Annotated in this window: 17 protein-coding genes and 3 tRNA genes; all 20 read left to right on the forward strand. The window is 69.2% G+C overall.

Annotated elements, in window-relative coordinates:
- Window positions 1–21: 21 nt before the first annotated feature.
- Window positions 22–2,550, forward strand: a complete 2,529-nt coding sequence (locus Van01_RS04325) for a putative bifunctional diguanylate cyclase/phosphodiesterase (protein WP_204000218.1) — start codon at window positions 22–24, stop codon at window positions 2,548–2,550.
- 92 nt (window positions 2,551–2,642) lie between these two features.
- Window positions 2,643–2,715, forward strand: a tRNA-Thr gene (locus Van01_RS04330).
- A 25-nt stretch (window positions 2,716–2,740) separates the two neighbouring features.
- Window positions 2,741–2,813: transfer RNA gene (locus Van01_RS04335), tRNA-Met, on the forward strand.
- A 132-nt stretch (window positions 2,814–2,945) separates the two neighbouring features.
- Window positions 2,946–3,113: a 50S ribosomal protein L33 gene (gene rpmG, locus Van01_RS04340; RefSeq protein ID WP_093403583.1), complete on the forward strand. Its 168-nt coding sequence runs from the start codon at window positions 2,946–2,948 to the stop codon at window positions 3,111–3,113.
- Between the two features lie 124 nt (window positions 3,114–3,237).
- On the forward strand, window positions 3,238–3,684 hold the full coding sequence (locus Van01_RS04345; RefSeq protein WP_099849564.1) for a MaoC family dehydratase N-terminal domain-containing protein: 447 nt from the start codon (window positions 3,238–3,240) through the stop codon (window positions 3,682–3,684).
- Window position 3,685: 1 nt separating this feature from the next.
- Window positions 3,686–4,078 (forward strand): MaoC family dehydratase, encoded by a 393-nt coding sequence (locus Van01_RS04350; protein WP_204000220.1) that lies wholly within the window; start codon window positions 3,686–3,688, stop codon window positions 4,076–4,078.
- Between the two features lie 126 nt (window positions 4,079–4,204).
- Window positions 4,205–4,277: transfer RNA gene (locus Van01_RS04355), tRNA-Trp, on the forward strand.
- Window positions 4,278–4,488: 211 nt separating this feature from the next.
- Entirely contained in the window at window positions 4,489–4,878 is a 390-nt protein-coding gene (secE, locus tag Van01_RS04360) for a preprotein translocase subunit SecE (protein WP_204000222.1), read from the forward strand.
- Between the two features lie 37 nt (window positions 4,879–4,915).
- A complete protein-coding gene (nusG, locus tag Van01_RS04365; RefSeq protein ID WP_099849570.1) occupies window positions 4,916–5,638 on the forward strand; it encodes a transcription termination/antitermination protein NusG in 723 nt (240 codons plus the stop codon).
- A gap of 197 nt (window positions 5,639–5,835) precedes the next feature.
- The gene (gene rplK / locus Van01_RS04370) at window positions 5,836–6,267 is read left to right on the forward strand and encodes a 50S ribosomal protein L11 (protein ID WP_093403591.1); all 432 of its coding nucleotides are present in this window, start codon (window positions 5,836–5,838) and stop codon (window positions 6,265–6,267) included.
- Between the two features lie 83 nt (window positions 6,268–6,350).
- A complete protein-coding gene (gene rplA / locus Van01_RS04375; protein WP_093403592.1) occupies window positions 6,351–7,067 on the forward strand; it encodes a 50S ribosomal protein L1 in 717 nt (238 codons plus the stop codon).
- Between the two features lie 74 nt (window positions 7,068–7,141).
- Complete coding sequence (locus tag Van01_RS04380; RefSeq protein WP_204000237.1) at window positions 7,142–7,930, forward strand: ABC transporter ATP-binding protein; 789 nt, start codon at window positions 7,142–7,144, stop codon at window positions 7,928–7,930.
- Window positions 7,927–8,616, forward strand: coding sequence for a hypothetical protein (locus Van01_RS04385; RefSeq protein ID WP_204000241.1), 690 nt, complete (start codon window positions 7,927–7,929; stop codon window positions 8,614–8,616). The genes Van01_RS04380 and Van01_RS04385 overlap by 4 nt, the downstream gene beginning before the upstream one ends.
- A 360-nt stretch (window positions 8,617–8,976) precedes the next feature.
- A complete protein-coding gene (gene rplJ, locus Van01_RS04390; RefSeq protein ID WP_013735964.1) occupies window positions 8,977–9,522 on the forward strand; it encodes a 50S ribosomal protein L10 in 546 nt (181 codons plus the stop codon).
- Window positions 9,523–9,577: 55 nt separating this feature from the next.
- Complete coding sequence (rplL, locus tag Van01_RS04395) at window positions 9,578–9,967, forward strand: 50S ribosomal protein L7/L12 (protein WP_099849579.1); 390 nt, start codon at window positions 9,578–9,580, stop codon at window positions 9,965–9,967.
- 573 nt (window positions 9,968–10,540) lie between these two features.
- Window positions 10,541–13,972 carry a DNA-directed RNA polymerase subunit beta gene (gene rpoB, locus Van01_RS04400; RefSeq protein WP_204000258.1) on the forward strand — a complete coding sequence of 1,144 codons (3,432 nt, stop codon included), beginning with the start codon at window positions 10,541–10,543 and terminating at the stop codon, window positions 13,970–13,972.
- Between the two features lie 128 nt (window positions 13,973–14,100).
- Window positions 14,101–17,988 carry a DNA-directed RNA polymerase subunit beta' gene (locus Van01_RS04405; RefSeq protein WP_204000609.1) on the forward strand — a complete coding sequence of 1,296 codons (3,888 nt, stop codon included), beginning with the start codon at window positions 14,101–14,103 and terminating at the stop codon, window positions 17,986–17,988.
- A 156-nt stretch (window positions 17,989–18,144) separates the two neighbouring features.
- Window positions 18,145–18,510, forward strand: a complete 366-nt coding sequence (locus Van01_RS04410) for a hypothetical protein (RefSeq protein WP_204000261.1) — start codon at window positions 18,145–18,147, stop codon at window positions 18,508–18,510.
- Window positions 18,511–19,063: 553 nt separating this feature from the next.
- A complete protein-coding gene (locus Van01_RS04415) occupies window positions 19,064–19,435 on the forward strand; it encodes a hypothetical protein (RefSeq protein WP_204000264.1) in 372 nt (123 codons plus the stop codon).
- A gap of 481 nt (window positions 19,436–19,916) precedes the next feature.
- On the forward strand, window positions 19,917–20,291 hold the full coding sequence (gene rpsL / locus Van01_RS04420; RefSeq protein WP_013735958.1) for a 30S ribosomal protein S12: 375 nt from the start codon (window positions 19,917–19,919) through the stop codon (window positions 20,289–20,291).
- Window position 20,292 lies beyond the last annotated feature (1 nt).

Raw genomic sequence — 20,292 nt, forward strand, 5'->3', positions numbered from 1 at the left:
CTCTGACGCGCAAGGGGGCCCATGACGTCTCGTCTGCGCCCTCCGCGTCGGCAGACGGAACACGCCTGGTTCATCACCGGGCCGTTGGCGCTCTGCGCGATCGTGGTCTCCCTGCTGCTGGGAGTGACTGTCGATCCGGCAGTCGGTGAGTTGCCGCTGACCCTGCTGCTCATGGTGGCGATGGTCGTCGCCACCATGCCCACCATCAACATCGTGGTGCGCCGTCAGGCACTCGGCATTCTGTTCACCGAGATTCCCCTGGTCGTCGCGCTGTATCTGCTGCCGCCGCTGTCGGTGGTGGTGGCGTTCACGGTGGCCACACTCGTGGTGCAGGTGCGGCGGCGGCTGCTGCCCGCCAAGTTCTGGTTCAATGTCGCCCTCGCGGCGGCCGCGACCTCGCTGGCCACCGCCGTCTATCACCTTCTGCCGCAGCCGACTGGTGTCGGTCCGGCCACCTGGGCTGTCCTGATGGCCGCGATCGCCACTCACATGGTGGTCGGTCTCGCGGCGATGGCGGCCGTGTTCACTGTCGTCCAGGGCTGGCCGGCGGGGCAGGAGGTGATCCGGGCAGCACCGTCGATGCTGCTCGCCGGCGCGGTCAACCTCTGCATCGGCCTGCTTGTCATCATCGCACTGGAGATCACTCCCTGGGCGGTTCTCCTCTTCGCCGGGCTGGCCGTGGCGTTTGCCTTGATCTACGGCTCGTACGCCCAGTTCCTGCGACAGCACCGCACGCTGTCGGAGATGTACGAGCTGACCAAGGCGATAAGTGAGAGCGGCCCGGAGGGCAACCTCATCGACGTACTGCTGGTCCGCATCCGGAGCTTGATGCAGGCGGAGTACGCCACCCTGTGGCTGCCGAGACAGGGGCGTCACCCGGAGGTGCTGTTGACCGCCCAGGAGGGCAAGCCGGGGCTGCTCGACTCCACACCCAGTCCGACGGCGCTGCGAGACGCCGCGATGGTTCGCCAGGAGACAGTGGCGGTGAGCCAGCGGCTCGGGGGTGATCCTGAGCTGCGCGGGGCGCTGGGGTCGACAGCGATCAAGGATGTGATCGTGGTGCCGCTGCGGTCCGGCAAGGCGGTCATCGGCACCGTGGAGGTGGCGAACCGGCTCGGCGACACCAACTTCTTCCGTAGCCCCGACGTCCCCGTCTTCGAGACGGTCGCCGCGCACGCCGCGGTCGCGCTGGAGAATTCCCGCCTGGTCGACCGGCTGCGGCACGACGCGTACCACGACGCGCTCACGAAGCTGCCCAACCGTCGGCGCATCCTCGGTGCGCTGGCCGAGGCCGTCCGGATCCGGGCTCCCGGCGAGGTCGTCGCGTTGCTGCTCTTCGACGTCGACCGGCTGCGGCAGGTCAACGAGGCGCTCGGCCACGCCGCGGGGGACAAGGTCCTGGTCGAGGTGGCCGACCGGCTGCGTGGCTGTGTGCCGTCGGCCGCGCTTGTCGGGCGGGCCGGTGGCGACGAGTTCCTGGTGACCATGCGGTTGGAGAGCGCCGAGGCGGCGGTCGAGCTGGCCGGCCAGTTGCGGGAACAGATCCGCGACGAGATGGTCTTCGACTCGCTCACGCTGGACGTGGACACCGCGGTCGGGGTGGTCGTGCATCCGGATCACGGCGACGCGCCGGCGACCCTGCTGCAACGGGTGGACGTGGCCGCGACGGCGGCCAAGGCGGTGCCGGGCAGCGTGCAGCTGTACACGCCGGCGTTGGAGTCGCGGTCGCTGCACCGACTCGGCCTCGCGGGGGACCTGCGCAGCGCTCTCGACAACGGCGAGCTGGAGGTCTACTACCAGCCCAAGGTGACGCTGCGGGATCGCCGGCTCATCGGGGTGGAGTGCCTGGCGCGTTGGGAGCACCCGACGCACGGTTCGGTCACCCCGGCGGACTTCGTCGCGGTGGCCGAGCACACCGGCCAGCTTGGCCGGCTCACCGAGTTCGTGCTCCGGGAGGGGCTGCGGCACAGCCGGGACTGGGCGCACGGCGGCCAGTCCCTCGCCGTCGCGGTCAACCTCTCCGCGCGTACCCTCACCGACCAGCATTTCCCGGAGCGGGTGCGGGAGCTGCTGGAGGAGTACGGCGTTCCGGCGCAGCTGCTGACCCTGGAGATCCCGGAAGCCGGCGTGCTGGACGGCACCGAGCGTCCGATCCCGACCCTGCGCCGCCTGCGGGACCTGGGCGTACGGCTCTCGGTGGACGACTTCGGCACCGGCAGTTCCTCGCTTGCCCACCTGCGCCGCCTGCCCGTGCACGAGGTGAAGGTCGACCACTCCTTCGTGCAGGGCATGGCCACGGATCCCGGGGACCTGGCGATCGTCAACGCCGTGGTCACTCTCTCCCAGCAGTTCGGCCTCACCGTGGTGGCCGAGGGGGTGGAGAGTGAGCTGACCCTGGAGTTGCTCCAGGACATCGGGTGCGAGGTCGGTCAGGGTTTCCTGTTCAGCCGACCGCTGCCGTTCGAGCGTCTGGAGGCGTGGTTCGGCGCCCAGATCGACCCGGAGTCGATCTCCAGCAGTGAGCTTCCGAGGCTCCGCGTGGTGCCCTGAGCTGGGTGTACGGCGTCCCTGGGGATCCGATTTCACCAGCCGGGTGGGGCCGTGTACTCTTACCTCTGCGCGGGCACCGAGTGATCGCGCAGGCCCCCTTAGCTCAGTCGGCAGAGCGTCTCCATGGTAAGGAGAAGGTCTACGGTTCGATTCCGTAAGGGGGCTCAGAGGGTCCGGCTGGGCCCACCGCGGCGGTGTAGCTCAGATGGCAGAGCAAGCGGCTCATAATCGCTGTGTCGCCGGTTCAAGTCCGGCCACCGCTACTCTCGTCCGCCCCGGAGTTATCCGGCGGTCGGTGGGACGGGCGCCACAGGCGCCCGCTTTGCATGTCCGACCAGGTGGCGCGTAGGCTTCAGCGCCGTAGTTGTGTCCGTTAGCGAGGAAGGCACTCCGCCGTGGCGAAGGCGACCGATGTCCGGCCGAAGATCACTTTGGCGTGTGTGGAGTGCAAGGAGCGCAACTACATCACGCGCAAGAACCGTCGTAACGACCCGGACCGCATCGAACTGAAGAAGTTCTGCCCCCGGGACGGGCGGCACACCCTGCACCGCGAGACGCGCTGAACCAGTCCGGGCCGGCTGGCCCGGCTCCGCACGTGTCATGTTCGCCGGTCCGTACGGACGGCGCGGCCTGAGCCGTCGCCGACCGCTCGGATCGGCGATCGTGCTCTGCGTGTAGGTTCGCGGCATGCCCCTGGACCAGTCCTTCGTCGGCCGGACCTATCCGCCGACCGCCCCCTATCAGGTGGGCCGAGAGAAGATCCGCGAGTTCGCGACGGCGATCGGTGCCACCGATCCCGCCCACCACGACCCGGAGGCGGCCCGCGCGATGGGTCATCCGGACGTGGTCGCGCCGCCGACCTTTCCGGTGGTGATCACCATGGCCGCCAGCCGTCAGCTCATCGAGGACCCGGCGCTCGGCATCGACTACAGCCGAGTGGTCCACGGCGACCAGCGGTTCGCGTACAGCCGGCCGGTGGTGGCCGGCGACGAGCTGGTCTGCGTGAACACCGTCGAGGACATCACCAGCCGTGGTGGCCACGAGTTCCTGACCACCCGGACCGACGTGAGCACGACCGCCGGCGAGTCGGTGGTCGCGGTCTGGTCCAAGCTCGTGGTACGCGGGGAGGCCTGAGATGGAGCTGCCCACCCAGACGTTCCGGGTGACCCGGGCGGACCTGATCCGTTACGCCGGCGCCTCGGGCGACTTCAACCCGATCCACTGGAACGACAGGTTCGCCACGACTGTGGGTCTGCCCGGGGTGATCGCCCACGGCATGTTCACCATGGCTTTCGTCGGTCGGGCGGTCACCACCTGGGCCGGCTCGCCCGACGCGGTTGTCGACTTCGGCGTGCGGTTCACCCGCCCGGTGGTGGTGCCCGACGACGACTCCGGCACCGAGATCGTGGTGACAGCAGTGGTCCGGGAGGTGACCGAAGCGGGTCTGACCAGGCTGGACGTGACCGCCACCTGTCTCGGTGAGAAGGTGCTGTCGCAGGCGCGGGCCACCGTGCGTACGACCGGCTGAGCAGCACCGGGCGGCGCGTCGGGTAGACCGGTTGGGAAAGTCGGGTCGGTACCCGTACACTGGTCCGCCGTGGGGCAAGTGACCCCTGCCTGGTCGTGTGACCGGGTGGGGCGAGCGTTGCCGCACAGGGGTGTAGCTCAATTGGCAGAGCAGCGGTCTCCAAAACCGCAGGCTGCAGGTTCAAGTCCTGTCACCCCTGCGCCTCAGGCCTGACCGTTCCGTGGGTCCCGCCGCCTTCTGGTGGCGTCCGGCCCGTGGTGGTGGCATCGGCGGGGAGGTCCCGAGGCATCGGGCCTACCCGGTTGATCCGCCGGCCGCGGCCCGTCCCGGGACGGTTGGTCCGGCCGGCGTGACCAAGCGCCGCGCACGCCCACCGCGTGCGACACCGACATCCCGCGACGGAGGGCGAAGTGGCCGACAACAAGCGGCGCGGCGAGGACGCCGACGACGAGCGCCTGAACGACGAGGTCGTCAACGACAGCGCCGAGGACGACGCCACCGACGCGGACGAGCCGGTTTCGCGGGGTGGCACCGCCACCCGCTCGCGGGCCGTGGCGGATTCCGCCGACGGTCGCAAGACGCGTACCGACGCCGACCGGGTGGGCCTCTTCGGCCGCATCGCGCGTTTCATCCGCGAGGTCGTGGCCGAACTGCGTAAGGTCATCTGGCCGACCCGCAAGGAACTGCTGACCTACACGGCGGTGGTGATCGCGTTCGTCACGGTGATGCTGACGATCGTGGCTGTCCTGGACTACGGCTTCGCCAAAGGCGTGTTGTGGGTCTTCGGCAACCCCAGCTGACCGGCTGAACGTGCGATAGTGACGGAAGTGAGCAAGCGTGCCTGAGTACGACGAGACCGCCGAGACCCCGGACGAGCAGTCCACGGTGGCGACGGCGGCTGGTGACGAGTCGGTCGAGGCCGCCAACGAGCCGGAGTTCGCCATGACCGAGCCCGCTCCCGAGGAGGACTTCGACCCGGTCGCGGAGCTGCGGCAGAAGCTGCGCTACGCACCGGGCGACTGGTACGTGGTGCACTCGTACGCCGGTTACGAGAACAAGGTCAAGACCAACCTCGAGACCCGGATCACGTCCCTCGACATGGAGGAGTACATCTACCAGGTCGAGGTACCGACCCGGGAAGAGGTCGAGGTCAAGAACGGCAAGCGCTCCCAGGTGCAGGCCAAGGTCTTCCCCGGTTACATCCTCGTCCGGATGGAGTTGACCGCGGAGTCCTACTCCTGCGTGCGGAACACTCCCGGGGTCACCGGCTTCGTCGGTGCCACGGACCGTGCCGACCGCCCGGCGCCACTGAGCCTCGACGAGGTGCTCAAGTGGCTGGCACCGGCCGTCGAGACCGAGCAGAAGAAGGCCAAGCCGGAGGTCAAGGTCCTCGACTTCGAGGTCGGCGACTCGGTCACGGTCACCGACGGCGCCTTCGCCTCGCTGCCGGCCACGATCAGCGAGATCAACGCCGACCAGCAGAAGCTCAAGGTGCTGGTGTCGATCTTCGGTCGGGAGACGCCGGTGGAGCTGAACTTCAACCAGGTCGCCAAGATCTGATTCGTCGACTGCCGGCGGCGGGCAACCGCCGCCGGCAGTCGTTCGTCCGGTTCACCCGCCCGGCCCACCTCCGTGGCTGCCGGGATCCAGGTCTGCGCTACCCTAGAACGTCGCCGCCGTCGCATGCGCGCTGACCGTGCGCGCCCCGACGGCGGTGTCGTGTGAACCTTTCCCAGTTCCAAGCCCCAGGAAGAGACATGCCTCCGAAGAAGAAGCTAGTCAAGACGTTCACGCTTCAGCTGCCGGCGGGCCAGGCCACTCCGGCGCCGCCGGTCGGTCCCGCGCTCGGTCAGCACGGCGTGAACATCATGGAGTTCTGCAAGTCGTACAACGCGCAGACCGAGTCGCAGCGGGGCGACATTGTCCCCGCCGAGATCAGCGTGTACGAGGACCGCTCCTTCACCTTCGTGCTGAAGACCCCGCCCGCCGCCCGGCTGCTGATCAAGGCCGCCGGTGTGCAGAAGGGCTCGGGCGTCCCGCACACGCAGAAGGTCGGCTCGGTGACCCGCGCCCAGCTGCGGGAGATCGCCGAGAAGAAGATGGCCGACCTCAACGCCAACGACCTCGACCAGGCTGAGAAGATCATCGCCGGCACCGCCCGGTCGATGGGCCTGAACGTCACCGACTGACGTCGGCCACCACCGACCCGTACGGATCGTGGGAGGGCGCGCGAGCACCGCGGCCCGCCAGAGACCACAGGAGTAGACAGAACATGCAGCGCAGCAAGAGCTACCGCAAGGCCGCCGAGGCCATCGACAAGTCGAAGCTCTACACCCCCGTCGAGGCCGTCAAGCTGGCCAAGGAGAGCACCGCCACCAAGTTCGACGCCACGGTCGAGGTCGCGATGCGCCTCGGCGTCGACCCCCGCAAGGCGGACCAGATGGTCCGCGGCACGGTCAACCTGCCGCACGGCACCGGTAAGACCGCCCGCGTGATCGTCTTCGCTGCCGGCGCGAAGGCCGAGGAGGCCGTCGCCGCCGGTGCCGACGAGGTGGGCACCGACGAGCTGGTCGCCCGGATCCAGGGTGGTTGGCTGGACTTCGACGCGGCGATCGCCACGCCCGACCAGATGGCCAAGATCGGCCGGATCGCGCGGATCCTGGGCCCGCGCGGTCTGATGCCGAACCCGAAGACCGGCACGGTGACCATGGATGTCACCAAGGCCGTCTCGGACATCAAGGGCGGTAAGATCACCTTCCGGGTGGACAAGCACTCGAACCTGCACCTGATCATCGGTAAGGCCTCGTTCTCCGAGGCCCAGCTGGTCGACAACTACGCGGCCGTCCTCGACGAGGTGCTGCGCGCCAAGCCGTCGGCCGCGAAGGGCAAGTACCTCAAGAAGGTCACCCTCACCACCACGATGGGGCCGGGCGTGCCGGTCGACCCGAACGTGGTGAAGAACCTGCAGGAGGGCTCGGCCGACAGCTGAGCACGACGCACCGACGCGGCCCCGCCACGAGTGGCGGGGCCGCGTTCGTCTGTCCGCTGTGGCAGGCTCGCGGCATGTGGCTGGAGGACGTCGGGCTGCGGTACCACAGGCGCGGTCCGTGGGTGCTGCGCCAGGTGACGGTGGGCGTCGCGCCGGGCGAGGCGGTGGTGGTGCTCGGCCGCAACGGTGCCGGCAAGTCGACACTGCTCCAGCTCCTCGCCGGAGTCCTGCGGCCGTCCCGGGGCCGGGTGCTCGACCGGCCGTCGGTGGTGGGCTGGGTGCCGGAGCGCTTCCCGGCCGACCAGCCGTTCACCGTCGACGGTTACCTCGTCTCGATGGCCCGGGTCGCCGGGTTGTCCCCGAGCGAGGCGGACCGGACGGTCCGGCACTGGGTCGACCGGCTGGGTCTCGGTCCGTTCCGCACGGTCCGGCTCGCCCAGCTGTCGAAGGGCACCGCGCAGAAGGTCGGCCTGGCCCAGGCCCTGCTGCGTCCGCCCGGCCTGCTCGTCCTCGACGAGCCGTGGGAGGGGCTGGACGCGGTGGCACGCGAGCTGGTCCCGCAGGTGGTCGACGAGGTGCTGGCCGACGGAGGATCGGTGCTGGTCAGCGACCACCGAGGGGAAACGGTCCGGCTGCCCGGCGCACGGGAGTGGAGGGTGGCCGACGGGGCCGTGGTCGAGCGGGCCTCGTCGGACGCGGCGGCGGTCGCGGTGGTCGAGCTGGAGGTCCCGGTCGGGCAGTTGCCGGCCACCGTCGCCCGCCTGCGCGCCGAGGGCCACCACGTCCTGCGGGTACGCGGCCAGAGCGCACCGCCCGAGACCACGTGCCCGGCCGTGGAGCCGCCGTTCGAGGTGGCCCGGTGACCGCCCTGGTCCGGTTCCGGCTGGCCGGCTTCCTGCGTACCGGCCGGGCGCTGGCACCGGTTCTGGCCGGCCTGCTCACCCTCGGCATCCTCTACGGCGGGGGTCGGGCCCAGCCGGCGGAGGCCTACGGCGTGTCGGCAGTGGTGCTCTTCCCCGTACTGGCCTGGCAGACCAAGATCCTGCTGGACGTGGAGCCGGACGTGCAGCGCCGGTTGGCTCTGGTCGCGGTCGGCCCGGCGCGAGAGCAGGCGGCCGGCCTGGTAGCCGCGGCGGTGGCCGGTCTCGGTCTGGTGCTGATCGCCCTGGTCTTCCCCTGGTTGGTCGGTGGGGTCACCGGTCCGAGCCTGCCCGGGCAGCGGTCGGTTCCCGCAGGGGTGGCACTCGGCCTCTGGGCGCATCTGCTCGCCCTGCCGGCGGCCGTGGCGCTGGGCGCGCTGGCCAGCCGGGTGATCACCCGCAGCGCCGCGTACGGTGTGGTGGTGCTCACCCTCGGCTCGGTCTGCGCCCTGGTGCTCGGGCTCTCGAAGTCGATCGCGCCATGGTTGGCGCCGCCGCTGCTCCCCACCGCCAAGGCGCTTGTCGGACCGCTACCCGGGTCGACCGCCCTGCTGCTCACGGGGTGGGCGCTGGCCTGGGCGGCGGTGGCGCTTACCGGCTACGCCCGCGCCCGCACCCGGCGTGCGTAGCCACGACGTTCCTGGTCGCCGCAGCGGCGACCGGCCGGCCCGGTGACGGCCGTAGCGGCCGGCCGGACCGGGGGCGATTTGGCGGTCACCGCGGGTGTCGCGTAGCCTGGTGGGCGAAGTTCCACCCAGAGACCGCTGGTCACCGTGCCTCGGCACGGTCGAAGGTCCCGCGAAGACGGGCGACCCGCGTAGGGCGGCAAGCGACATCGGCAGCGTCTGTGGTCCGCCGACCACGTGATTTCCGCCGTCCTCGCCCCGTGCGCCCTGCGCCGGGGCTTTTCTGTTGCCGCGACACCTCCGCCCCGTCACAGGCGCTCGCCTGCGACGGTGACCAGCCTCGAGCAACGAGAGAGGAGGGACATGGCGGACAAGCCGATCCGGGCCGACAAGGCCACGGCCGTCGCAGAGCTGACCGAAAGCTTCCGGAGCGCGGGTGCCACCGTGCTGACCGAGTACCGCGGTCTGACGGTCTCCCAGCTCACCCAGCTGCGGCGCTCGCTCGGCAAGGAGACCAGCTACACGGTTGCCAAGAACACGCTGGCGAAGCGTGCCGCGGCGGACGCGGGCATCTCCGGCCTCGACGAGCTGTTCACCGGTCCTACCGCGCTGACTTTCGTTTCGGGCGACGTCGTCGAGGCGGCGAAGGGCCTTCGCGACTTCGCGAAGGCCAACCCGAAGCTCGTCATCAAGGGCGGCGTCTTCGAGGGCAAGGCCATTTCCGCGGCCGAGGTCACGAAGCTCGCCGACCTGGAGTCCCGCGAGGTGCTGCTGGCCAAGCTGGCCGGCGCGATGAAGGGCAACCTGAGCAAGGCCGCAGCCCTGTTCCAGGCCCCGCTGTCGAAGACCGCCCGCCTGGCGGCCGCCCTGCAGGACAAGCGCGAGAAGGAAGGCGCCGAGGCGGCCTGAGGCCGCGCCGGCACACCACGTTCTTAGTTTGAACCATTAGGAAAGGACGCCAGACATGGCGAAGCTCAGCACCGACGAGCTGCTCGACGCGTTCAAGGAGATGACGCTGATCGAGCTCTCCGAGTTCGTGAAGCAGTTCGAGGAGACCTTCGAGGTCACCGCCGCCGCTCCGGCCGCGATGATGATGGCCGGTCCGGCCGCTGGTGGCGCTGCCGCCGAGGCCGAGCCGGAGAAGGACGAGTTCGACGTCATCCTCGACGCGGACGGTGGCAAGAAGATCCAGGTCATCAAGGTCGTGCGTGAGCTGACCGGCCTGGGCCTCAAGGAGGCCAAGGACCTGGTCGAGGCCGCCCCGAAGGCGGTTCTGGAGAAGGTCAACAAGGAGGCCGCGGACAAGGCCAAGGCCAAGCTCGAGGGCGAGGGCGCCAAGGTCACCCTCAAGTGACCTGAGTCCCACCTGGCCGTCCCGGCTCACCTGAACCGGGCCACAGCACGTCGCGGCGGGCGGCGATCCGACAGCGGATCGCCGCCCGCCGTGCTCGTGGACCTGCCCACAAGCGGTCTGACCAGGGCGTCCAACCAGGTCTGTGGCGGGTCGGCCGGGTTGGCGGGCTCGCCCGTCGGTGGGAAAGAGCGTCCGATGCCGACCATGGCCCTTGACGCGGCCCTGGGCTGCCAGGCACGCTGACATCAGCAAGACCTTCCGCGCTTGCGACGGCCACCGCGCGGGTAATGCAGCGGCAGCACCACTCGCCACGCAGATCCCGGGCGGCCCGGCAGGGACGTTGCGTTCCGAGCGGCCCGGTGCGACCCCGTTCGAAGGGTCCCGAGGCACGTTCCGCAATGACCTGCGGGGTGGGCTGGACAGCGGTTAGCCTCTCGGCTACACTGCTAGTTTGCGCTGCCTTCCGACTTGACCCCTGCTCGGAAATGTCCGTTTGTGGATATTTTCTGGTGGGGTCATTGGAGTGCACGCGTACCAGCCGTTCTGCAGCACCGGTCCTCGGAAGGACGCATCTTGGCAGCTTCCCGCCCTGCGAAGACCAGTCGTACGTCGAGCGCATTCGCTCCCCGCCGAGTTTCCTTCGGTCGGATCACCGAACACCTCGAGGTCCCCAACCTCCTCGCCATTCAGAACGAGTCCTTCGACTGGCTCGTCGGCAACGAGGCTTGGCAGGGCCGGTCGGCGGACGACCCGCACGCACGCTCGGGTCTCGCGGAAATCCTCGACGAGATCAGTCCCATTGAGGACTTTTCCGGCACTATGTCGCTGTCCTTCTCCGCGCCGCGCTTCGACGAGGTCAAGGCCTCGATCGAGGAGTGCAAGGAGAAGGACCTCACCTACTGTGCGCCACTGTTCGTGACCGCGGAGTTCACCAACAACACCACCGGCGAGATCAAGAGCCAGACGGTGTTCATGGGTGACTTCCCGATGATGACGCCGAAGGGCACCTTCATCATCAACGGCACCGAGCGTGTGGTGGTCAGCCAGCTCGTCCGCTCGCCGGGCGTGTACTTCGACAAGCAGCCGGACAAGACCTCCGACCGCGACCTCTCCAGCGTCAAGGTCATCCCGAGCCGGGGTGCCTGGCTGGAGTTCGACATCGACAAGCGCGACACGGTCGGCGTCCGCATCGACCGCAAGCGTCGGCAGGCCGTCACGGTCCTGCTCAAGGCCATCGGATGGTCGGCCGAGCAGATCCGTGAGAAGTTCGGCTGGTCCGAGCTGATGATGACCACGCTCGAGAAGGACCACATCGCCGGCCAGGACGAGGCGCTACTCGACATCTACCGCAAGCTGCGCCCTGGCGAGCCGCCGACCCGCGAGAACGCCCAGACCTTGCTCGACAACCTCTTCTTCAACCCGAAGCGGTACGACGTAGCCAAGGTCGGTCGGTACAAGTTCAACAAGAAGCTCGAGCTGGACGTGCCGATCACCACGGGCACGCTCACCGAGGACGACATCGTCGCCACCGTGGAGTACCTCTGCCGGCTGCACGCCGGTGAGGAGGGCTACGAGGCCGACGACATCGACCACTTCGGCAACCGGCGGCTGCGTACCGTGGGCGAGCTGATCCAGAACCAGGTTCGGGTCGGCCTGTCCCGGATGGAGCGGGTCGTCCGCGAGCGGATGACCACCCAGGACGTCGAGGCGATCACGCCGCAGACCCTGATCAACATCCGGCCGGTCGTCGCCGCGATCCGGGAGTTCTTCGGCACCTCGCAGCTGTCCCAGTTCATGGACCAGACCAACCCGCTGGCGGGCCTGACCCACCGGCGGCGGCTGAGCGCGCTCGGCCCCGGTGGTCTGTCCCGGGAGCGGGCCGGCTTCGAGGTCCGCGACGTGCACCCGTCCCACTACGGCCGGATGTGCCCGATCGAGACGCCGGAAGGCCCGAACATCGGTCTGATCGGCGCGCTGTCCACCTTCGCCCGGGTCAACCCGTTCGGCTTCATCGAGACGCCGTACCGGAAGGTCATCGACGGTCGGGTCACCGACCAGATCGACTACCTGACCGCGGACGAGGAGGACCGGTTCGTCAAGGCGCAGGCCAACGCCCCGCTGCGGGCGGACGGCTCGTTCGCCGAGGACCGCGTCCTGGTTCGGCGTAAGGGCGGCGAGACCGAGGACGTCCCGCCGGCCGCCGTGGACTACATGGACGTGTCGCCGCGGCAGATGACCTCGGTCGCCACCGCGATGATCCCGTTCCTGGAGCACGACGACGCGAACCGGGCCCTGATGGGCGCGAACATGCAGCGTCAGGCGGTGCCGCTGGTCAAGGCCGAGTCCCCGCTTGTCGGCACCGGCATGGAGTACCGTGCCGCGGTCGACGCCGGTGACGTGGTCGTGGCCGAGGTCGGTGGCGTGGTCGAGGACCTCTGCGCCGACTACATCACGGTCCACCAGGACGACGGCCACCGCCGGACGTACCTGCTGCACAAGTTCCGCCGCTCCAACGCCGGCTCCTGCGTCAACCAGAAGCCTGTCGTCTTCGAGGGCGACCGGGTCGAGGCCGGCCAGGTCATCGCCGACGGTCCGTGCACCGACGAGGGTGAGATGGCGCTCGGGCGCAACCTGCTCGTGGCGTTCATGACCTGGGAGGGGCACAACTACGAGGACGCGATCATCCTGTCGCAGCGCCTCGTGCAGCAGGACGTGCTCACCTCGATCCACATCGAGGAGCACGAGGTCGACGCGCGGGACACCAAGCTCGGCCCGGAGGAGATCACCCGCGACATCCCGAACGTCAGCGAGGAGATGCTCGCTGACCTCGACGAGCGCGGGATCATCCGGATCGGTGCCGAGGTCGTTCCCGGCGACATCCTGGTCGGCAAGGTCACGCCCAAGGGCGAGACCGAGCTGACCCCGGAGGAGCGCCTGCTCCGCGCGATCTTCGGCGAGAAGGCGCGCGAGGTCCGGGACACCTCCCTGAAGGTGCCGCACGGTGAGACCGGCACGGTCATCGGCGTGCGTACCTTCTCCCGGGAGGACGGCGACGAGTTGCCGCCGGGCGTGAACGAGCTGGTCCGGGTCTACGTCGCCCAGAAGCGGAAGATCCAGGACGGTGACAAGCTCGCCGGCCGACACGGCAACAAGGGCGTCATCTCCAAGATCCTGCCGGTCGAGGACATGCCGTTCCTGGAGGACGGCACCCCCGTCGACATCGTGCTCAACCCGCTGGGTGTGCCGAGCCGGATGAACATCGGCCAGGTGCTGGAGACTCACCTGGGCTGGGTGGCCAAGACGGGCTGGCAGGTCGAGGGCGACGACGCCGAGTGGAAGCGCCAGCTTCAGGGCATCGGCGCCGACTCCTCCGAGCCGGACACCAACGTGGCCACCCCGGTTTTCGACGGTGCCCGCGAGGAGGAGATCTCCGGTCTGCTCGCGTCGACCCTGCCCAACCGGGACGGTCGGCAGCTGATCGGTTCCTCCGGTAAGGCTCAGCTGTTCGACGGTCGCTCCGGCGAGCCGCTGCCCGATCCGATCGCGGTCGGCTATATCTACATCCTGAAGCTCAACCACCTGGTCGACGACAAGATCCACGCTCGGTCGACCGGTCCGTACTCGATGATCACGCAGCAGCCGCTGGGTGGTAAGGCGCAGTTCGGTGGTCAGCGATTCGGTGAGATGGAGTGCTGGGCGATGCAGGCATACGGTGCCGCGTACGCCCTGCAGGAGCTGCTGACGATCAAGTCCGACGATGTTCTCGGCCGGGTGAAGGTCTACGAGGCCATCGTCAAGGGCGAGAACATCCCGGAGCCGGGCATCCCGGAGTCGTTCAAGGTGCTGCTCAAGGAGCTGCAGTCGCTGTGCCTCAACGTTGAGGTGCTGTCCAGCGACGGCGTGGCCCTGGAGATGCGCGAGACCGACGACGAGGTGTTCCGGGCTGCGGAGGAACTGGGTATCGACCTTTCCCGGCGCGAGCCGAGCTCGGTCGAGGAAGTGTGACGTTGGGGTTTCGGGGCGGGGTGACCCACTCCGGGCGGTCAGGTCTGATCCCTTCACGGGTCACTCCGCCCCGAAACCAAAACCCGGTGAGCTGCTGACACACCAAGCGACGTGTGAGGGATTTGAACGTGCTCGACGTCAACTTTTTCGACGAGTTGCGAATTGGGCTGGCGACCGCGGACGACATTCGTCAGTGGTCGCACGGCGAGGTCAAGAAGCCCGAGACGATCAACTACCGCACCCTCAAGCCGGAGAAGGACGGGCTCTTCTGCGAGAAGATCTTCGGTCCGCAGCGGGACTGGGAGTGCTACTGCGGTAAGTACAAGCGGGTCCGGTTCAAGGGCATCATCTGCGAGCGCTGCGGCGTCGAGGTGACCCGCTCGAAGGTCCGCCGCGAGCGGATGGGCCACATCGAGCTGGCTGCTCCGGTGACCCACATCTGGTACTTCAAGGGCGTGCCGAGCCGGCTGGGCTACCTGCTGGACCTCGCGCCGAAGGACCTCGAAAAGATCATCTACTTCGCCTCGTACGTCGTGACGAGCGTTGACGCCGAAGCGCGTCACCGTGACCTCTCGACAATCGAGAACGAGATCCTGGCCGAGAAGCGGCAGTCCGAGAACAGCCGCGACTCGGAGATCGAGAAGCGGGCCGCGAAGCTCGAGGCCGACCTGGCCGAGCTGGAGGCCGAGGGCGCGAAGGCGGACGTCCGGCGCAAGGTCAAGGAGGGCGGAGAGCGCGAGATGCGCCAGATCCGCGACCGGGCCCAGCGCGAGATCGACCGCCTGGACGAGGTGCTGGACACCTTCCGCAAGCTCGACTCGAAGCAGCTGGTCACCGACGAGCTGCTCTACCGCGAGCTGCGCGACAGGTTCGGTGAGTACTTCACCGGCGGCATGGGCGCCGAGGCGATCAAGGCCCTGGTCCAGAACATGGACCTTGAGGCCGAGGCGGAGAACCTGCGGGAGACCATCCGTACCGGTAAGGGTCAGCGGAAGATCCGGGCGCTCAAGCGACTCAAGGTCGTCGCGGCGTTCCAGAACACCCGCAACTCGCCGCTCGGCATGGTGCTGGACTGCGTACCTGTCATCCCGCCGGACCTGCGCCCGATGGTGCAGCTCGACGGTGGCCGCTTCGCCACCAGCGACCTGAACGACCTCTACCGCCGGGTGATCAACCGGAACAACCGGCTCAAGCGGCTGATCGACCTCGGCGCGCCCGAGATCATCGTCAACAACGAGAAGCGGATGCTGCAGGAGGCCGTCGACGCGCTGTTCGACAACGGCCGCCGTGGCCGGCCGGTCACCGGCCCGGGTAACCGCCCGCTCAAGTCGTTGTCCGACATGCTCAAGGGCAAGCAGGGCCGGTTCCGGCAGAACCTGCTGGGCAAGCGCGTCGACTACTCCGGCCGTTCGGTGATCGTGGTCGGCCCGAAGCTCAAGCTGCACCAGTGTGGCCTGCCCAAGCAGATGGCGCTGGAGCTGTTCAAGCCGTTCGTGATGAAGCGGCTCGTCGACCTCAACCACGCGCAGAACATCAAGTCCGCCAAGCGGATGGTCGAGCGGCAGCGGCCGGTCGTGTGGGACGTGCTGGAAGAGGTCATCGGCGAGCACCCGGTGCTGCTCAACCGGGCGCCCACCCTGCACCGACTGGGCATCCAGGCTTTCGAGCCGCAGCTGGTCGAGGGCAAGGCCATCCAGATCCACCCGCTGGTCTGCACCGCGTTCAACGCCGACTTCGACGGTGACCAGATGGCGGTGCACGTGCCGCTGTCCGCCGAGGCACAGGCCGAGGCGCGGATCCTGATGCTGTCGTCGAACAACATCCTCAAGCCGGCCGACGGCAAGCCGGTCACCATGCCCACCCAGGACATGGTCATCGGGCTCTACCACCTGACCCACCTCACCACCGGTGAGCGCGGGGAGGGCCGGGCGTTCAGCTCGGACGCCGAGGCCCGGATGGCGTACGACAACGGGGAACTGCACCTGCAGGCGCCGGTGAAGATCCGCCTGCGGGACGTGGTCGAGGTCGACAACGGTGCTGGCGGGCAGCCCTGGACGGCCCCCGAGGGCTGGGTTCCGGGCGAGCCGCTGACGGTGGAGACCACCCTCGGCCGGGTGCTGTTCAACGAGACCCTGCCGCAGGGCTACCGGTTCGTGAACTACGAGATCCGGAAGGGTCAGCTCTCCGCGATCGTCAACGACCTCGCCGAGCGGTTCCCGAAGGTGGCCCTGGCGGCCACCCTCGACGGGCTCAAGGAGGCCGGTTTCCACTGGGCCACCTGGTCCGGCGTGACCATCGGCATGGAGGACGTCATCGCTCCGCCGCGCAAGCGGGAGATCCTGGAGCGGTACGAGAAGGAAGCCGACCGGATCGACAAGCAGTACCAGCGTGGTCTGATGACCGCCGAGGAGCGTCGCGGCGAGCTCATCGAGATCTGGACCAAGGCGACGAATGAGGTCGCCAAGGAGATGGACACCGCCCTGCCGCAGGAGAACCCGCTGTGGAAGATGATCAACTCGGGTGCTCGCGGTAACCTGCTCCAGCTCCGGCAGATCGCGGCGATCCGTGGTCTGGTGGCCAACCCGAAGGGCGAGATCATCCCGCGGCCGATCAAGGCCAGCTACCGGGAGGGTCTGTCCGTGCTGGAGTACTTCATCTCCACGCACGGTGCCCGCAAGGGTCTCGCGGACACCGCCCTGCGTACCGCCGACTCGGGTTACCTGACCCGGCGTCTGGTGGACGTCTCGCAGGACGTCATCATCCGCGAGGAGGACTGCGGCACCGACCGGGCCATCCCGATGCAGGTCGGCCAGCAGCTCGACGGCCGGCTCGTGGTGCACGAGCACGCGGAGACCAGCGTGCACGCCCGTACCCTGGCCGACGACATCAAGGGGCCGGACGGCACCGTCGTCGCCGAGCGGGGCGCGGACATCAACTCGATCCTGGTGGACAAGATCGTTGCCGCCGGCGTCGAGACCGTCCGGGTACGCAGCGTGCTCACCTGCGAGTCGAAGCTGGGCGTCTGCGGTGCGTGCTACGGTCGCTCGCTGCCGACCGGCAAGATCGTCGACGTCGGCGAGGCGGTAGGCATCATCGCCGCCCAGTCCATCGGTGAGCCGGGTACGCAGCTGACGATGCGTACCTTCCACACCGGTGGTGTCGCGGGTGAGGACATCACCCAGGGTCTGCCGCGTGTCCAGGAGATCTTCGAGGCCCGGATCCCGAAGGGCAAGGCACCCATCGCCGACACCCCCGGCCGGATCCGGATCGAGGACGGCGAGCGGTCGCGCAAGATCGTGGTCATCCCGGACGACGGCAGCGACGAGATCGTCTACGACAAGATCTCGAAGCGGGTCCGGCTGCGGGCCCACGACGGCGATCACGTCGAGGTCGGCGAGAAGCTCACCGAGGGCACCATCGACCCGCACGAGCTGCTCCGCATCCTCGGCCCGCGGGCGGTCCAGGTCCACCTGACCCAGGAGGTCCAGGAGGTCTACCGCTCGCAGGGTGTGCTCATCCACGACAAGCACATCGAGATCATCATCCGCCAGATGCTCAAGCGGGTGACGGTCATCGACTCCGGCTCGACCGAGTTCCTGCCGGGCGTGCTTGTCGACCGGGCGCTGTTCGAGTCGGAGAACCGCCGACTCGTCGGCGAGGGCGGCGAGCCCGCCGCCGGTCGTCCGGTGCTGATGGGTATCACCAAGGCCTCGCTGGCCACCGACTCCTGGCTCTCGGCGGCCTCCTTCCAGGAGACCACCCGGGTGCTGACCGACGCGGCGATCCACGCCCGCAGCGACTCGCTCATCGGTCTCAAGGAGAACGTGATCATCGGTAAGCTCATCCCGGCCGGTACCGGCATCAGCAAGTACCGCAACGTTCGGGTCGAGCCGACCGAGGAGGCGAAGGCCAAGGTCTACTCGATGACCGGCTACCCGGAGACCGACTACGGTTTCGGGCCGGCCAGTGGCCAGGCGGTCCCGCTCGACGACTTCGACTTCGGGTCGTACCGCTAGACCGCGCGTTGACGTAGGAGGCCCCGGCGTACCCACGCCGGGGCCTCCTCGTGTTCCGGACCGTCCCCGTGCGGCGAGGGGACGTTTCAGCACCGCCTACCGACGTCGTGCGGTGGGTACGGCGCGGACACCCGTCGACGGGGGCATCATGTGGTCATGACGATCGCACCCGGATCGGCGCCCGCCGCGTCGGCACCGCGTCACCCACTCGACCCGGATCCGGTCCGGGCGACAAAGGCCCGGGCCGTCTTCGCCCTCGGTCTGATGGCGGCGCTGACCGGGTTGCTGATCGGTGGCGTGGTACCCGCCACGGTGGCCCTGTACCTGGCCCGGCAGGCGCGCCGGGAGGCGTACGCCTCGGCGGGTTTCCTGACCGGCGCGGCCTGGTTGCGTCGCGGCGAGCGGCTGGCCTGGACGGGCCTGGTGCTGGTCGCGGTAAGCGTGGTGGTGGTATTGGTGATCGGAGTGATCCGGCTCGCCGAGGCGCCGTACGGGCAGGACTTCGCGCCCGACGTCGACTGAGCCGGCGCTAACGGCACGTCCTCGCGCCCGGCACCGAGGGGCTGACTGGCGACGGTAGCCTGACCGGTGTCCGTCGCGCGGTGCGTGGACGCTGCCCGACGAGGAGGATCCCGTGACGGAACCGGCGCGCCCCGAGGGCGGCGAAGCCGCTCAGCCCATCGCCGGGCGCCCCGATGCCGACCTGACGGGATGGGCCCGGCCCGGACCCGAACCGGCCGAACCGGGGCAGGCGGTCCCGCCGACCTCCCCGCCAGCACCGGACGCGACGCCCGCTCAACCACCATCCGTACCACAGGCAGTCGGGCCGCCGCCGGTGGTGCCAGCCGCCGGTCCGGCTTTCGGGCCGCCGCCTGGCTCCCCGGCTTTCGGGCCGCCGCCTGGCTCGGCACCGCCCGCCCCCGCGTCCTTCGGGCCGCCGCCCGCCGGCCCGCCAGCCTTCGGACCGCCGCCCGGACCGTCGGCTCCGGCCTGGCCCGCCGGTGGCCCGGGCTGGCGGCAGCCGCCACCACCACCGCCGCAGGACCGTCCCCGGCCGCCGAAGCGGGTCGAGCCGGTGCCGGGTACGCCATTCGCGGTGGTGCACCTCGACGTGCCTCCGGTCGCCTCGGGCCTGGCGGTCGGTTCGCTGGTGGCCGGCATCACCTCGATCCTGGTCTCGATCCTGGTCATCTGCTTCGGGGCCATCGGGGGAGGGGCGAACGGGGCCTGGGCCGCGGGTGCCTTCGCCGCGCTCGGTGGCCTCACCGGCGCGGGTGCCGTGGTGGCCGGCCTGCTCGGCCTGCGGCAGATCCGGCGCCCGGCGCCACCGCCGGCGGTCCGGTTCACCGGTCGTGGCCTGGCCATCGCGGGAATCAGTTGTGGCGGGGCCGGGCTGCTGCTCTGCCTGGTGGGCGTGGGGCTGGCGTTGTTGCTGGTGCTCGCCTAGGCCGGCCCGGCCGGGGCGGCGACCAGGCTGGGGGCTCACGGGCCGGTTTCCGGTGGAGCCGGTACACTTGTATCCGTAGGTGCCCATCACGGGCGGGCAGTGCGACAGAGGCCGGCCGGCACGCGGTGCGACGTTCGGTAGGTCTTCCGTTTTGACCTGCACGGCTGTGGTAGGTACTCTTTCCCCTTGTGCCCGGGCCAGCCCGGGCAACTCGTGCGTGCGCTGGAGCCGGTGATCCGTTATCCGGTCGGCGTCACGACTGAGCCAGAGGATCCGGCCTGCGGCCTCCGTGTGCCGGTGACAAACCCCGGGTCTGCGCGCAAGCGCCGGACGGGAACCGTGAGCTGGGCGACACGCCCGACCGCGGGTGCCGGGATCACCGCGAGGTGGCCCTGGTCGGAATGTAGGAGAGCCGATCACGAGATCGGCTACGGCAGACGGCGCGGCCGCGACAGGCGGCCGAAGGGAGCGGAGAAACCCGGTGCCCACCATTCAGCAGTTGGTCCGAAAGGGCCGTCAGGCGAAGACGACCAAGACCAAGACCCCGGCGCTCAAGGGCTCCCCGCAGCGGCGGGGCGTGTGCACCCGGGTGTACACCACCACCCCGAAGAAGCCGAACTCGGCGCTGCGCAAGGTCGCTCGTGTCAAGCTCAGCAGCCAGGTCGAGGTGACCGCCTACATCCCCGGTGTCGGGCACAACCTGCAGGAGCACTCGATCGTGCTCGTGCGTGGTGGCCGGGTGAAGGACCTCCCCGGTGTGCGTTACAAGATCGTCCGCGGCTCGCTGGACACCCAGGGTGTCCGCAACCGCAAGCAGGCGCGCAGCCGTTACGGCGCGAAGAAGGAGAAGAGCTGAC

This window comes from Micromonospora andamanensis (assembly GCF_016863495.1).
GTDB lineage: Bacteria > Actinomycetota > Actinomycetes > Mycobacteriales > Micromonosporaceae > Micromonospora > Micromonospora andamanensis.